General features: G+C 64.9%; 13 protein-coding genes. 7 read left to right on the top strand and 6 right to left on the bottom strand.

All coding sequences use genetic code 11. From position 1 onward, the window contains the following. Positions 1-32 precede the first annotated feature (32 nt). The 4 genes from V6K60_RS01610 to V6K60_RS01625 are packed head-to-tail and all read left to right on the top strand — an operon-like array spanning position 33 to position 3,307. Complete coding sequence (locus V6K60_RS01610; protein ID WP_332448993.1) at positions 33-1,157, top strand: aspartate aminotransferase family protein; 1,125 nt, start codon at positions 33-35, stop codon at positions 1,155-1,157. Further along, on the top strand, positions 1,141-2,199 hold the full coding sequence (gene hisC, locus V6K60_RS01615; protein ID WP_332448764.1) for a histidinol-phosphate transaminase: 1,059 nt from the start codon (positions 1,141-1,143) through the stop codon (positions 2,197-2,199). Before V6K60_RS01610 ends, hisC begins: the two co-directional genes overlap by 17 nt. Further along, on the top strand, positions 2,196-2,708 hold the full coding sequence (locus tag V6K60_RS01620) for an adenylate kinase family protein (RefSeq protein ID WP_332448765.1): 513 nt from the start codon (positions 2,196-2,198) through the stop codon (positions 2,706-2,708). Before hisC ends, V6K60_RS01620 begins: the two co-directional genes overlap by 4 nt. Beyond that, positions 2,705-3,307 (top strand): CDP-alcohol phosphatidyltransferase family protein, encoded by a 603-nt coding sequence (locus V6K60_RS01625; protein WP_332448766.1) that lies wholly within the window; start codon positions 2,705-2,707, stop codon positions 3,305-3,307. The genes V6K60_RS01620 and V6K60_RS01625 overlap by 4 nt, the downstream gene beginning before the upstream one ends. Positions 3,308-3,376: 69 nt before the next feature. Here the strand turns inward: V6K60_RS01625 and V6K60_RS01630 are convergent, their stop codons facing one another. After that, positions 3,377-3,862: a TspO/MBR family protein gene (locus tag V6K60_RS01630; protein ID WP_332448767.1), complete on the bottom strand. Its 486-nt coding sequence runs from the start codon at positions 3,860-3,862 to the stop codon at positions 3,377-3,379. Between the two features lie 111 nt (positions 3,863-3,973). Beyond that, positions 3,974-6,322: a PAS domain S-box protein gene (locus tag V6K60_RS01635; RefSeq protein ID WP_332448768.1), complete on the bottom strand. Its 2,349-nt coding sequence runs from the start codon at positions 6,320-6,322 to the stop codon at positions 3,974-3,976. 473 nt (positions 6,323-6,795) lie between these two features. Between V6K60_RS01635 and V6K60_RS01640 the strand changes: the two genes are divergently transcribed. Then, entirely contained in the window at positions 6,796-8,838 is a 2,043-nt protein-coding gene (locus V6K60_RS01640; protein WP_332448769.1) for a PKD domain-containing protein, read from the top strand. Between the two features lie 78 nt (positions 8,839-8,916). Here the strand turns inward: V6K60_RS01640 and V6K60_RS01645 are convergent, their stop codons facing one another. The 4 genes from V6K60_RS01645 to cutA are packed head-to-tail and all read right to left on the bottom strand — an operon-like array spanning position 8,917 to position 10,710. Continuing rightward, the gene (locus V6K60_RS01645; protein WP_332448770.1) at positions 8,917-9,195 is read right to left on the bottom strand and encodes a DUF1894 domain-containing protein; all 279 of its coding nucleotides are present in this window, start codon (positions 9,193-9,195) and stop codon (positions 8,917-8,919) included. Further along, positions 9,171-9,647, bottom strand: a complete 477-nt coding sequence (locus V6K60_RS01650) for a DUF1890 domain-containing protein (RefSeq protein ID WP_332448771.1) — start codon at positions 9,645-9,647, stop codon at positions 9,171-9,173. The genes V6K60_RS01645 and V6K60_RS01650 overlap by 25 nt, the downstream gene beginning before the upstream one ends. Continuing rightward, on the bottom strand, positions 9,644-10,393 hold the full coding sequence (gene fdhD, locus V6K60_RS01655) for a formate dehydrogenase accessory sulfurtransferase FdhD (RefSeq protein WP_332448772.1): 750 nt from the start codon (positions 10,391-10,393) through the stop codon (positions 9,644-9,646). Before fdhD ends, V6K60_RS01650 begins: the two co-directional genes overlap by 4 nt. Continuing rightward, positions 10,393-10,710 carry a divalent-cation tolerance protein CutA gene (cutA, locus tag V6K60_RS01660; RefSeq protein ID WP_332448773.1) on the bottom strand — a complete coding sequence of 106 codons (318 nt, stop codon included), beginning with the start codon at positions 10,708-10,710 and terminating at the stop codon, positions 10,393-10,395. The genes fdhD and cutA overlap by 1 nt, the downstream gene beginning before the upstream one ends. 203 nt (positions 10,711-10,913) lie before the next feature. On the opposite strand from cutA, the gene V6K60_RS01665 reads away from it, so the two are divergent. Next, entirely contained in the window at positions 10,914-12,062 is a 1,149-nt protein-coding gene (locus V6K60_RS01665; protein WP_332448774.1) for an LL-diaminopimelate aminotransferase, read from the top strand. Then, complete coding sequence (gene lysA / locus V6K60_RS01670) at positions 12,059-13,351, top strand: diaminopimelate decarboxylase (RefSeq protein WP_332448775.1); 1,293 nt, start codon at positions 12,059-12,061, stop codon at positions 13,349-13,351. The genes V6K60_RS01665 and lysA overlap by 4 nt, the downstream gene beginning before the upstream one ends. The last annotated feature ends 8 nt before the right edge of the window (positions 13,352-13,359 follow it).

Here is a 13,359-nt window from a genome sequence, read left to right on the forward strand (position 1 = left end):
AATCGCGGGTGTTTGACGCCCGCAACCTGATCATGGCAAAAGATTCACGGGAGCTTGATGCTCGCTACTACATGCCCGCGTTTTCCCGGACGATGAAGATCGTCCGCGGCGCGGGGTCACGCGTCTGGGACGACCAGGGAAAGGAGTATATCGACTGCGTGGCCGGTATTGCGGTCTGCAGCACCGGCCACTGCCACCCGGAGGTGGTCGAGGCGATCTGCGACCAGGCCCGTCGGCTGATCCACTGCTCGAACCTCTACTACGTCCCGAACCAGGCGGAACTCGCGGAGAGACTCGTCGCGACCACGGGCCTTGCAAAGGCGTTCCTCTCGAACTCCGGCGCGGAGGCAAACGAGGGGGCGATCAAACTCGCCCGCGTTCGGACGGGAAGGAAGAAGTTCGTCGCGTTCACCCACGGGTTCCACGGCAGGACCTGCGGGTCGCTTGCGGTCACCCACAAGCCCACGATCCGGGAGCCGTTTGAGCCGCTCGAACCCGCCTGTACATTCGTCGACTACGGCGACCTCGATGCGCTCGCCGCGGCCATCGATAAGGATACCGCCGGGGTCTTCGTCGAGCCGATCCAGGGCGAAGCAGGCGTCCTGATACCGCCCGAGACCTTCTTCCGGGGCATCCGGGAGATCTGCGACGATGCCGGCGCACTGATGATCGTCGATGAGGTGCAGACCGGGATGGGCCGGACCGGGAAGTGGCTTGCCATCCAGCACACCGGTGTCACCCCCGACATCGTCACGCTCGCAAAAGGGCTTGCGAGCGGATTTCCGATCGGCGCGCTCGTCGCCCGCGAGGGGCTCGAGTTTGACAGGAGCGAGCACGGCAGCACGTTTGCCGGCGGTCCGCTCGCCTGCGCTACGGCGCTCGCGACGATCGGGGTCATCGAGAAGATCCTCCCCGGCATCCCGGCAAAGGGCGAACGGTTCATGAAGGGTCTCGCTCGTCACAACCCGCGGGGCCGCGGCCTGATGATCGGCATCTCGGTCGGGGACCGGTGTCCGGAGGTCCAGCGTATCTGCGCCGAGAACGGCGTGCTCGTCAACTGTGCCGCCGACGGCAACCTCCGGTTGATTCCGCCGCTGGTGATCACGGACGAGGAGATCGATACGGCTGTCGGTGTCATCGATGCGGCACTTGATTAGAGCGTGCTACGCGGGCGCGACGGGGTACTCCTACGCGAAGAAGGCGGAGGACGTCGCGCGCGAGCACGGCATCGACCGGATAGCCCGTCTCGCGTCCAATGAGAACCCCTGCCCCCCATCGCCCGCCGCGCTTGAGGCGGCGGCGGCCGCTCTCCGGGAGGGGAACCGCTACCCGGACGAACGGGCATCGGTGCTGGTCGAAGCCCTCCGCCGCTATCACGGCGACTACCGGTTCGTGACCGGCGCCGGGATGGACGGTGTCATCGAGACGGTGATCCGGACGGTCGTCGAGCCCGGTGAGGCAGTGGTCGTCTCGACCCCCACCTTCTCCTTCTACGGGATCGCGGCCACGGCGCATGGCGCACGGGTCGTGAGCGTCCCCCGGAGGGAGGACTTCTCGGTCGACCCGGCAGCCTTCATCGAGGCCTCCCGGGGAGCAAAACTCGCCTTCCTCTGCTCCCCGAACAACCCCACGGGAAACTCGGTCCCCATCGAGACGGTCGAGGAGATCCTTGACGGGGTGGAAGGGCTGCTCTTCCTCGACAACGCCTACGTCGACTTCTCGGATATCGACTACCGGCCCCTGATGCGGCGGCACGAGAACCTCATCCTCGGGCGGACGATGTCGAAGATCTTCGCCCTCGCGGGGTTCCGGGTCGGTTACGCCTTTGTCCCGGCGTGGCTCGAGCCATTCTACCTGAGGGCGGCGACGCCGTTTGCCCTGAACTCGGTCTCGATCGCAGCAGCGGCCGGGGCGCTCGCCGACCCCGACCGGGTGCAGAGGACCCGCGACCATGTCCGGCGGTGGCGGCGGCGGTTCATCGAAGAGATACCGTTTGCGGCGTATCCCTCGGACGCAAACTTTGTCATGATCGACGTCGCCCCCCACACTGGTGACGAGGCAGTGGACCACCTCGCGGCGCAGGGCGTTCTGGTGCGGTCCTGCACCAGTTTCCCGGGGCTCGGCGACCACTACATCCGGGTCAGCATCGGCGAAGACTGGGAGAACGAACGATTCCTGGAGGCGGCGAAGAACCTATGATGATCGGCATCACCGGCACGCCGGGAACCGGAAAGACGTCCATCGCGGCTGAACTCGAGCGGCGCGGTCACCGGGTCGTTCACCTGACCGATACGGTGCGGCCCTACATCATCGAGGAGGACCGCTGCCGCGAAACCATGGTGGTGGACGTCGACCGGTGGGTGGAGGAGTTTACGCCCGTCGACGGGATCGTCGAGGGCCACCTCGCGCACCTCCTCCCCTGCGACCGGGTGGTGGTGCTCCGGTGCCGCCCGGACGTCCTCGCGGCACGCCTCAGCCCGCGGAACTACCCCAGCGCGAAGGTCGCGGAGAACGTCGAGGCGGAGGCGCTCGATGTCATCCTGATCGAGACGCTCGAAGGCCACCCGGACGAGCATGTCTTTGAACTCGATACGACCGGTCTCTCCGCCGACGAGTGCGCGGACCGGATCGAACGGTTCATCCGGGGAGAACTGCCGCCGTCCTACGGGTCCATCGACTGGACCTGCTACCTGGAGCCCGGCAGATGACCCTCGACCAGTTCCGACCGCAGGTGCAGGGTATCATGCAGCCCGTGGTGAACCTGATGCGAAAGATCGGGGTCACGCCGAACGGGCTCTCCATCGCATCGCTCTTCGTATCGGCGCTCGCAGGGCTCGCTTATTACGCCGGGGGAGTCGTGCTCGGCACCGTCATGGTCGCGTTCAACGCCGTCTTCGACGCGCTCGACGGAGCCCTTGCCCGGGACCTCGGGATCGCCGGACGCCGCGGGGACTTCCTCGACCACGTCATCGACCGGTATGCGGACATCTTCATCATCACCGGCATATTCGCGGGCGGCGCCGCCCCCTGGCCGATCGGTGTCTTTGCCCTGACCGGGGTCCTGATGTCCTCCTACCTCGGCACCCAGGCGCAGGCTGTCGGGGTCGGCAGGTTCTACGGGGGCATCCTCGGCCGGGCGGACCGCCTGGTGCTGATCATCATCGCCGGGGCGCTCACGGTCCTGATACCGGGGGAGATCTACGGCCTGAACTACCTCGGGTGGCTCCTCGTCATATTCGGCATCCTCGGACACTACACCGCTCTTCAGCGGTTCGTCCACGTCTGGCGGCAGATCGATAAACCGTGAGGCGCCCTCCGGGTTTTATCGGCCGGAACCATCTCTTTTCTCACTGCTAAAATTGGGGGTAGGCCGCCCCTACGGATTGAGGACGTAGACGCCGTAGGTGAGGTAGGTCGCAAACGTCACCCAGAGGAGGTAGGGCACAAGCAGCACCGCCGCCGGTACCGAGACCCGGTAGAAGGCGAGTATCGTCATGAGGATTGCTATCCAGAGGAGGACGATCTCGATGAGGGCAAGGAAGGGGGACTGCAACCCGAAGAAGAGGAACGACCAGAGGACGTTGAGAATCAGCTGGACGCCAAAGATCGCCATGGCGACCTTCACATCCTTCTGCTCCCACCCCTTGCTCCAGACGAGGTAGAGCGCGATGCCCATGAGGATATAGAGCACCGTCCAGACAGGGCCAAAGACCCATGGAGGTGGATTCAGCCCGGTTTTTATAAGACCGGCATACCAGCCGGGAATAGCCGGTATCGAGTAGATCGACCCGATCAATCCTGCAAGCAGGCAGACCCCGATCGAGAGAAGGAACTGAACCGCCCGAACGTAAACGGATGCCATAACGCTACATGGTGAATCGGTGTCCTTAAATCTTTTGATACGAGGAGAGGAGGCCGGTCCCGGCCCGACAGAGAGCCGACGGTGCGCCACTCCCGCACCGGACCCGGGGAGTTATACCTCGGATTTCTCCTCATCCGGGTAATCATCGTCTTCGTCGCCCCCGGAGGGGAGGTACTCGCGCAGGGTGAACCGGAACGCCGCACCGAGGTCCGGCCGCCCTTCCACCCGGTCCTCCACCCGGATGGTCCCCCCGTAGCGCTCGATGAGGGTGCGGACGATGAAGAGCCCGAGCCCGTCACCGCACCCCTCGGCCCATCCCCGCTCGAACCGGTGGAAGATCGACTCCTTCATCCCGTCGAGGATGCCCGGGCCGGTGTCCTCGACCGAGACGAGCACGCTCTCGCCGTCATACTCCTCCACCCTGACAGCGATCCGGACCCCCGGCCCGCCGAACTTGACAGCGTTGCGGAAGATGTTCGCGAAGACCTCGGAGAGGAGGTCGTCCCCCCAGACCTGGCGGCGGCTGATCCCGAACCCGATCGCAACACCGGGGAAGGTGGCGACCTCCCCCCGGATGACGGCATCGAGGTCGACCGGCCCGAGCTCGGGCGGGTCATGGTGGATGCGCCGGATCGTCGTGACGTTCCCGATGATCTCGGCGCTCTTGTGAATGCTGCTCCGGATCTTGCCGGCATATTGTGCCGCCTCTCCCTCCAGTGTATCGAGGAGGAGATCGGCGTAGAGGCTCGAGACGTTCTCGGCGTTCTTGATGTCGTGCGTCATGATGTCCAGGTAGAGGTTCGCCTCCCGGTTCGCCGCCTCGAGCTTCTTATGGAGCATCCCTTTCAGGATGCCCGACCCGATCTCCTTGCCTATCGTCTCGAGGAGCGTCCTCTCCTCGCGGGAGAACGAATCCTTCTCCCCGCTGCCGGCGTAGACCGCCCCGACAACGACCGACTCGGCGATGAGGGGGATACACGCGAGCGCCGAGACACCGAGATCCTCGAGTATGCTTGCCTCGATGGAGTTCAGGTCCGACTGCCGTTCGATGTAGCGGGGCTGGCCGGCGATGAAGATGAAGTTGAACGGCCAGTGGTGGACCTTGATCACCCGGTTCCGGGCGAGGCATGATTCCGACAACCCCCTCTGGTGCTGCAGCAGGGCTCTTTTACGCTCGGGGTCAAGCATGTAGACGATGCCGACATGGAGCCCCATCAGGTTGAGCGTCTTTTCAAGCGACTCCTCTAAGAGTTCGCCGAGGGAGAGCGAGGTGGCCGAGACGCTGATCACCTGGTTGAGCACCATGAGTTGCTCGTTCCGGACCCTGAGCTCCTCTTCAGCGCATTTACGCTCGGTGATGTCCATAACGCCCGCAATGGAGCCCCGGAACGCGCCTGATCCGTCCGTGAACGGGGACGCTATCACCAGTCCGGTGATGCAGTCGCCTCCTTTTCGGACGAATTCACACTCGTACTGCTCCCGGGCGCCGTCCCTCCGGCAGTCAAAGTGAATCCGGGCCGTGGCGCTGCCGTGAGGAGAGAGGAACGAGGCGAGGGGCTTTCCGGCCATCTCTTCCGGGGCGTAGCCGAGCATCTCCGCCATCCTTGGATTGACAAACGAGGTGCAGGCGTCCGGGTCGAGCACCCATATCCCCTCGCTGAGGCTCTCCACGACCAGCCGGTGCTTCTCTTCGCTCTGCCTGAGCGCCTCCTCCGCCTGCTTCCGGCCCGTGATGTCGAGCACCCCGGCAAGGCATCCCCCGAAGGCTCCGGCAGCGTCGGTGATTGGCGACGTGACCACGAGCACGTGGACGCGACCTCCGTCGCTATGGAGGAAGTCCAGTTCGAACTCCTGCCTCCGGTCGGTCTCCCGGCAGAAGGGATTTCTTCCGCCCGGAGAGGTTCCGGCGATGAACGCTGCGACCGGCGACCCGATCAGGCGGTCGGCAGGGCAGCCGAGCATCTCCTCCATCCGCGGGTTGACGAAGGTGATGAGCCCCCTCTCGTCCACCGCGACGACGCCTTCGTTGAGGTTCTCGACCAGCCTCCGGTACATCGCCTCTGAATGTCGGAGCGCGACCTCCACCTGCGTCCGCTCCACCGCGTACCTGATGGCCCGGCAGAGCAACTCCGCGTCCATCCTCTCCCGGGCCAGGTAGTCCTGCGCGCCGCGCCGGATCGCATCGTGCCCGGCATGCTCGTCGCTCCTCGCGGTGAGCGCGATGATCGGGAGATCGGGCGCGGCCAGGCGCAGGCGGTCGAAGGCCGCCGCCCCCCCGCTGCCCGGGAAGTCGAGGAGCACCAGATCGATTCCGCCCCGCACTACCGTGGCAAGCCCGTCCCCGGACCGCTCGCAGTGGGTCAACTCAACGTCGCGCCCGCACTCGCGGATCATCTCCCTGATACTCCGGAGATCGTCAGGGCTCCCCCCGATCAACAACACGCTCAACGGTTCGCTCATGGTATCACTCGCATCCAGGGCCCGGCAGTAAGCCCGTATCGGCGTAAATTCTGGTCTCCCGGCCAACCGCGGGCATGACCGCACGCGACCGGGTTCGTACATACAGTAGTACCGTCCTCAGGGGATTTATATCTCGTTCTTTGGGCGCGGACGGGAGGCCGGTCCTGGGGCGCCAGCAGTGCCCACCGCAGGAGAGACCACGAACGCCCCGGTCCTCCGGCGGCTACCTGGTGCTTACCACGGGTAGAGATACCGGCAGAACCCCGGGCTCTTCGGGACTACGACTGAGGCGGCGCGAGATGTGGTGGAATCGCTCCACAATCCCGGATCCAGCTCCGATTCAAAATAGGAAATAATATTGCGCAGGGCCGGGAGATCGGTGACTTTTTAAGAATGGATTCACGGCGGAATTGCCTCCGGGCCCGGATTGCCAAAACGAAATCCATATACATTTCAACTTTTTTTAATATTTGATGGCGAAACGTTCCAGGAGCACTCCTCCGGCAGTGCTATTTCTGTTTATTGCAGCTCTTTCGCTGCTGGTCGGCACGGCAGGCGCCGTACCGGAAGCGGCCTTCAGCGGCAACGTGACCAGCGGTGCCGCACCACTGACTGTAGAGTTCACCGATTCATCCTCCGGCAGCCCGACCGGGTGGGCGTGGTTCTTCGGCGACGAGACGTATAACAGCACGCCGTGGATTGAGCAGACCGACTCGGCCGGGTGGAACGGACGGATCGGTCACACCAGCGTCGTGATGCCGAACGGAAGCATCGTACTCATGGGTGGGGTGGATGCCGGCTACAATACGAAGAATGACACCTGGCTATCGACCGATAACGGCATGACATGGACGTGCGTGAACGCAAGTTCCGGGTGGACGGCAGGGGAGGGGCACGCCAGCGTCGCGATGCCAGACGGAAGCATCGTAATCATGGGCGGTTTTGCTTCCAGCGGCGGGAAAATGAACGACACCTGGCGGTCGGATGATTACGGCGCGACATGGACGTGCGTGAACGCAAGTTCCGGGTGGACGGCCCGGTCGGATCACGCGGCGGTCGCGATGCCGGACGGAAGTATCGTAATCATGGGCGGCGATGACGGCAGCGGCAAGAAAGACGTGTGGCGGTCGACCGATAACGGCGCAACCTGGGCGCAGTTGCCCAACGCCGGATGGTCGAAAAGAAAGGGCCACAGCAGCGTCGCGATGCCAGACGGAAGCATCATACTTATGGGCGGTTTCGGCGGTGATTCCCTCCCATTAAAGTACATGTACGACATCTGGCGGTCGACCGATAACGGCACGACATGGACGTGCGTGAACGCGAGCGCCGGGTGGTCGGCACGCTACGATCCCACCAGCGTCGCGATGCCGGGCGGAAGCATCATACTCATGGGCGGTTATGACGGCGTCAGGAAAAACGATGTCTGGCGCCTTGAAACCGCAGGATCAAACGCCCGGAACCCCACGCACACCTACACCACCCCGGGCACCTACACGGTAGCCCTGCAGGCATACAACGACGACGGCTACAACGCCACGCGGAAGGTCGGCTACATCACGGTCACGGCACCGGTCGCCCCGTCGGCGGCCTTCACCGCCAACCGGACCACCGGCACCGAGCCGCTCGCCGTCCAGTTCAATGACACCTCGACCGGCTCTCCCACCGTCTGGAACTGGTCGTTCGGTGACGGCGCGTGGCACAACACCACGGACGCGGCGGAGAGGAACGTTACGCATACCTACGCAGTAGCCGGGACATACACCGTCAGCCTGACGGCCAGTAACGCGGCAGGACCGGATACGGAGACCAGGACCGACTACATCACGGTCTCCCCCGCACCGACCCCAACCGTAACTCCAACCGTAACCCCGACCAGCCGGCCGCCCTACAGCGGCGGCGGCGGTGGCGGCGGTTCGACCGGCGGGCCGGACGGGTATAACGTCGGCGGAGACTCTGCTGTGAGTAAGGTCACCGTCACCGGCACCGGGGTTGAAAAACTCATCGTCACCGGGCGGGTACAGTCTTCCCCGGGAACCGGGATCCCCCCGGCGCCGGGCACCCCGTACCAGTACGTCGACCTGGTGCCGGCACGGTTTGAGGAGATCACCGGAGCGAACATCACCTTCAGCGTCCCGGCCGCGTGGCTCGCTGAGCACGGGTTTGCCCCGGGTGAGATCGTGATGCACCGCTACAACGGCACCGTGTGGGAGGCGCTCCCGACGTGGGTCGTGGGCGACAGCGGGGCGACGGTCACCTTCAGGGCGGCAACCCCCGGGTTCTCGCTCTCTGCAATCACCGGGATCGAGCAGGCCGGGGAGGCCGTAACGACCCCGACGGCGACGCAGACCACGCCGCAGGCGACAACACAACCCACCGCAAAAGAGACCACGGCCGCACCGGCCGGCCAACCGACCCCGGGATTCTCGTTCGGGACAGCCGCCCTTGCATTCGGGGTCGTTCTGGCGCTCGTCGCCGTCGGGCACCGGGTCCGGCGCAGGCGGACCGGGAGATAGAACCCGGCGCTCTTCAAGAACTACGACTGAGGCGGCGCGAGAGAGCGCCCACTTTTTTGAGAGAAAAATAGAGAGAGGCTATTTTTTCCGCGCCCGCAGCCGCGCGATCTCCTCGCCGCCCGGGACCTTCACCAGGAACGTCCCGTGGCAGGGCTTGGTGTAGGGGAAGATGAGGTCATCGCCCTCCACCCCGATATACAGCGGCGGGACCCCGATGATGTGGACGTCGAATACCTTGTAGCCCGGTTCGACCTCGTAGAACTCCCGGACGTTCTTCTTGATGTACTCCCGCGCATCCTTGAACGAGGACTGGGAGAGAAGGATCTCGGGTTTCATCGCTTCGAGACAGCCGCCCATTGCATCACCTCCTCAAGTTTTCGCTTCAGCGGCATGGGATTGTGCACGGCCTTCGCCGCGACGACCTCGCAGGGGAACTCGATCTCGGCGGCGAGCTCCTCCGCGTGCTCCCCGAAGATGAGCGCATAGACCCGTGCCTTCGATATGTAGGCCATCGTCCCGGCATACGCGATCCCGGAGTCGTTATGGATGAAGACGAAACAGAGATCGAAGTCCCGCACCTTCCCCGTGATATCGTCGATCGCGTCGTCAATATCGGTCACCTCGTCAAGGTAGTACCGGCCCGGGTCGGCAACCTCCATCAACTTCCGTGCCGCGGTCGTCCCGGCAACCACCGGCCGGATGCCCCGCTCTGAGAGGCCGTGTGCCAGGTAGAGCGCCATGCTTGTCTGGACGGGTACCTGCGGGCACCCGAGCAGGAGTAGTGCGGTTTTCTCGTCGTTTTCGGTCATTTTCGGGTCTTCTCCAGTTCTTGAAGGACTTCGGGCACCCTCTCCGGGTGCGTGTAGATGGTGAACCGCTCCCCCCGCGAGAAACTCACCAGGGTGAGCCCGGCGTTCTCCGCCGTCAGGATGCCCCGGTCGGTCGAGGCGGCGCGGGAGACGACGATGGGAATGCCTGCGTTCGCCACCTTCGCCACCATCCCCGACGGCTGCCTGCCCGTGCAGCCAAGGATGCACCTCGACCGGTCGAGCCCCCGGAGGGTCGCGTAACCCACGACCTTATCGACGGTGTTGTGCCGCCCGACATCGCAGGCCCGGGTGACGAGTTCGCCGTCGCAGAAGAGGACCGAGCAGTGGACGGCACCGGTCTTCTTCCATGTCTCAGACTCGATCGCCGCCGTGACCGCACGGATGCCGTCCGCCGTGACGGTGATCGACGACGTAACCTTCCGGGGCTCGCCGAGGACGCGGTAACCGCCGGACGACTCCATCTCGAGCCGGATCTCCTTCCTGACCGGGGCGGTGATGGAGACGTCGGAGCCGGAGACCTCCACCGAGGTGACGGTCTCGGCCAGCCCCTCGCAGACGACGAACCCGGCCCCAAGGTCGTCGAGGCGGTCGGGGCTTGCCACGATGGTCGTCAGGTACTCGCCGTTCAGGAAGAGCCGGACACGGCCCTCGACGATGATACTGTCATGGACCTCACGGGCGCCGTTCTCCGTCACCTGGATCCCGGTGCGGCTGACGATCTCCATCAGGACGTCTCCTCCCGTATCCAGTCGAGATAGGGGACGTGGCCGCCGATGATGGGCATGGCGATGACCTCGGGAAGGTCGTAACTGTGGAGTTCCCGGATCCTGGCGATGAGGGGGTCGAGCAGGCGGTGCTGCGTCTTGATGATCAGGAGTTGTTCGGGCTCGTTCGAGACCGTGCCTTCCCAGCGGAAGCAGGACTGCACCCCGGTCACGTTCACGCAGGCGGCGAGGCGTTCGTCGACGAGCGCTTTCGCGAGCCGCTCCGCCTCGCCGGCAGGGGCCGTGCAGAAGGCCACGATATATTCCGGGAGAACCATGAGGTTACGTTTCGTATCCCCCGTATATAACCATTCTCCGGGCGAGAACCGTGCCGGACTGCGCTGCTGCACCGCCCGGGGAACGTTCCCGGATATCCGTGCATACCGGGTATGGCTCCGGCGGCCCTGCCGGTTCCGGGGGCGGGCGGGAAGACCCGCCGGACGAGTAATTAGATAGGGTCCCGTGCGCAATACCTGAGGTAATGTACGCAAGACGCATGGACCATCTTCCCCCCTACCTTTTTGCACGCATTGACGAGATGAAGGAGGAGAAACGACGCCAGGGTGTCGATGTCATCGACCTCGGGGTCGGCGACCCCGACCTCCCCACCCCGCCGCATATCGTGGAGGCGCTCTGCACCGCGGCCCGCGACCCGAAGAACCACCATTACCCCTCCTACGCCGGCATGCTCGCCTACCGTGAGGCGGTTGCCGAGTGGTATCATGGCCGGTTCGGGGTCGACCTGGACCCGAAGAAGGAGACCCTCGCGCTCATCGGGTCAAAGGAAGGCATCGCCCATATCGCCGAGGCCTTCGTCAACCCCGGAGAGGTCGTCCTCGCGGCCGACCCCGGCTACCCGGTCTACAAGACCTCCACGCTCTTTGCCGAGGGGAAGGTCCACGAACTGCCCCTCCGGGCGGAGAACGGCTTCCTCCCGGTCCTCGAGGATATCCCCGCCGACGTCGTGAAGCAGGCGAAACTGATGTTCATTAACTACCCGAACAACCCCACCGCGGCGATAGCCCCCCTCTCGTTCTTCGAGGAGGTCGTCGAGTTCGCACGGGAGCACAACATCGTCGTCGTCCACGACAACGCCTACTCCGAGATCACCTTCGACGGCTACCGGGCGCCCTCGTTCCTCGAGGTCGACGGCGCGATGGAGGTGGGGATCGAGATGCACTCGCTCTCGAAGACCTACAACATGACCGGGTGGCGTATCGGCATGGCCTGTGGCAACCCCGGGATCGTCGCCGGGCTCGGCCGGGTCAAGACCAACGTCGACTCGGGCGCGTTTGACGCCATCCAGCACGCCGCGATCACCGCGCTCACCGGGCCGCAGGACTGCGTCCGGGAGGCCTGCTCGGTCTACCAGGAGCGTCGGGACGCCCTGGTGAAAGGACTCACCGAGATCGGCCTCGACGTCCGGGCACCGAAGGCCACCTTCTACGTCTGGGCGCCGGTCGACGACAGCATGGCGTTTGCGGCACAACTCCTCGATAAGGCCGGGATCGTCGCGACCCCCGGAGTCGGCTTCGGCAAGAACGGCGAAGGGTTCGTCCGGTTCGCCATCACGCGGTCGATCGAGCGGATCAACGAGGCGGTGGACCGGATGCGGGGGCTCGACCTGTGATCCTGCCCTCCCACCTCTCGATCAGGGGCGGCCACCTTGCGATCGGCGAACACGACACGATAGAACTCGCAGATAGGTTCGGCACCCCGCTCTACGTCACGAGCGAGGACCGGATCCGCGAGAACTTCAGCCGGCTCTCGGGTGCCCTCACCGCCCACTATCCGAAGGTCCGGGTGCTCTACGCCGCGAAGGCGAACGGGAACCTCGCGGTCTTCAAGATCCTCGCCTCCATGGGCGCGGGAGCGGACGTCTTCTCGGCGGGCGAGGTCGCGCTCGCCCTCGGTGCCGGGATGCGGCCGGAGTCGCTCCTCTTCAACGGGAGCTCAAAGACCCCCGCCGACCTCGTTCTCGCGGTCGAGAAGGGGATCCGGGTCTCGGTCGACTCGCCCGACGAGCTCCGGCAACTCGACAGAGCGGCCGCAAAGGCAGGGAAGACCGTCGATATCGCCTTCCGGGTCAATCCGGCGATCGAGGTCCCCACCCACCCGAAGATCGCGACCGGTCTCGCCACAAGCAAGTTCGGTATCCCGGCGAGGCAGATCCTCGACGCCTACCGGGAGGCGCTCGCTCTCGAGCATGTCAACCCCGTCGGGATCCACTGTCACATCGGCTCGCAGATCCTGGCCGTGGAACCCTTCGCCCACGAGGTCGAGGTGCTGATCGGCGTCGCCCGCGACCTCATCGATATCGGGGTCAAGCTCTCGTTCATCGATATCGGGGGCGGCCTCGGCATCCCCTACCGCCGGGAGACCGACCGGGCGCCGACGCCCGAAGAGTATGCGGGAGCGGTCATGCCGGTCTTCCTCAACGGCATCCGTGACCTCGGGATCGAGCCCGAACTCTGGGTCGAACCCGGCCGGTGGCTCGTTGCCGACTCGACGCTCCTCCTCTCCCGGGTGAACTCGGTCAAGACCGCGCATAAGACGTTTGCAAACGTCGACGCCGGGTTCAACCTCCTGGTCCGGCCGACGATGTACGACTCCTACCACGAGGTCGTGGCGGCGAACAAGGCGGATGCGCCGGCGGCCCGGGAATACTCCGTCACGGGGCCGATCTGCGAGACAGGCGACATCCTCGCGAAAGACCGGCTGCTCCCCGAACTATCGGCCGGCGACCTCATCGCGGTGCTGGACGCCGGGGCCTACGGGTTTGCGATGTCCTCCCAGTACAACAGCCGTCCCCGGTGCGCCGAGGTCCTCCTCGCGGGCGAGAAGGCGGCTCTGATGCGCCGGGCCGAGACGATCGAGGACCTGACCGGACCCATGGTGACGGTGCCCTGGCAGGCGTAGGACCGGAG

It is taken from the genome of Methanoculleus sp., from assembly GCF_036677455.1.
Lineage (GTDB): Archaea > Halobacteriota > Methanomicrobia > Methanomicrobiales > Methanoculleaceae > Methanoculleus.

Excerpts from the sequence above, each read along its gene's own strand:
- V6K60_RS01650 (WP_332448771.1), bottom strand. The coding sequence starts at position 9,647 with ATGACCGAAAACGACGAGAAAACCGCACTACTCCTGCTCGGGTGCCCG.
- V6K60_RS01625 (WP_332448766.1), top strand. The coding sequence starts at position 2,705 with ATGACCCTCGACCAGTTCCGACCGCAGGTGCAGGGTATCATGCAGCCC.
- V6K60_RS01610 (WP_332448993.1), top strand. The coding sequence starts at position 33 with ATGGCAAAAGATTCACGGGAGCTTGATGCTCGCTACTACATGCCCGCG.
- V6K60_RS01635 (WP_332448768.1), bottom strand. The coding sequence starts at position 6,322 with ATGAGCGAACCGTTGAGCGTGTTGTTGATCGGGGGGAGCCCTGACGAT.
- cutA (WP_332448773.1), bottom strand. The coding sequence starts at position 10,710 with ATGGTTCTCCCGGAATATATCGTGGCCTTCTGCACGGCCCCTGCCGGC.
- V6K60_RS01645 (WP_332448770.1), bottom strand. The coding sequence starts at position 9,195 with ATGGGCGGCTGTCTCGAAGCGATGAAACCCGAGATCCTTCTCTCCCAG.
- V6K60_RS01640 (WP_332448769.1), top strand. The coding sequence starts at position 6,796 with ATGGCGAAACGTTCCAGGAGCACTCCTCCGGCAGTGCTATTTCTGTTT.
- V6K60_RS01630 (WP_332448767.1), bottom strand. The coding sequence starts at position 3,862 with ATGGCATCCGTTTACGTTCGGGCGGTTCAGTTCCTTCTCTCGATCGGG.
- fdhD (WP_332448772.1), bottom strand. The coding sequence starts at position 10,393 with ATGGAGATCGTCAGCCGCACCGGGATCCAGGTGACGGAGAACGGCGCC.
- hisC (WP_332448764.1), top strand. The coding sequence starts at position 1,141 with ATGCGGCACTTGATTAGAGCGTGCTACGCGGGCGCGACGGGGTACTCC.
- V6K60_RS01620 (WP_332448765.1), top strand. The coding sequence starts at position 2,196 with ATGATGATCGGCATCACCGGCACGCCGGGAACCGGAAAGACGTCCATC.
- V6K60_RS01665 (WP_332448774.1), top strand. The coding sequence starts at position 10,914 with ATGTACGCAAGACGCATGGACCATCTTCCCCCCTACCTTTTTGCACGC.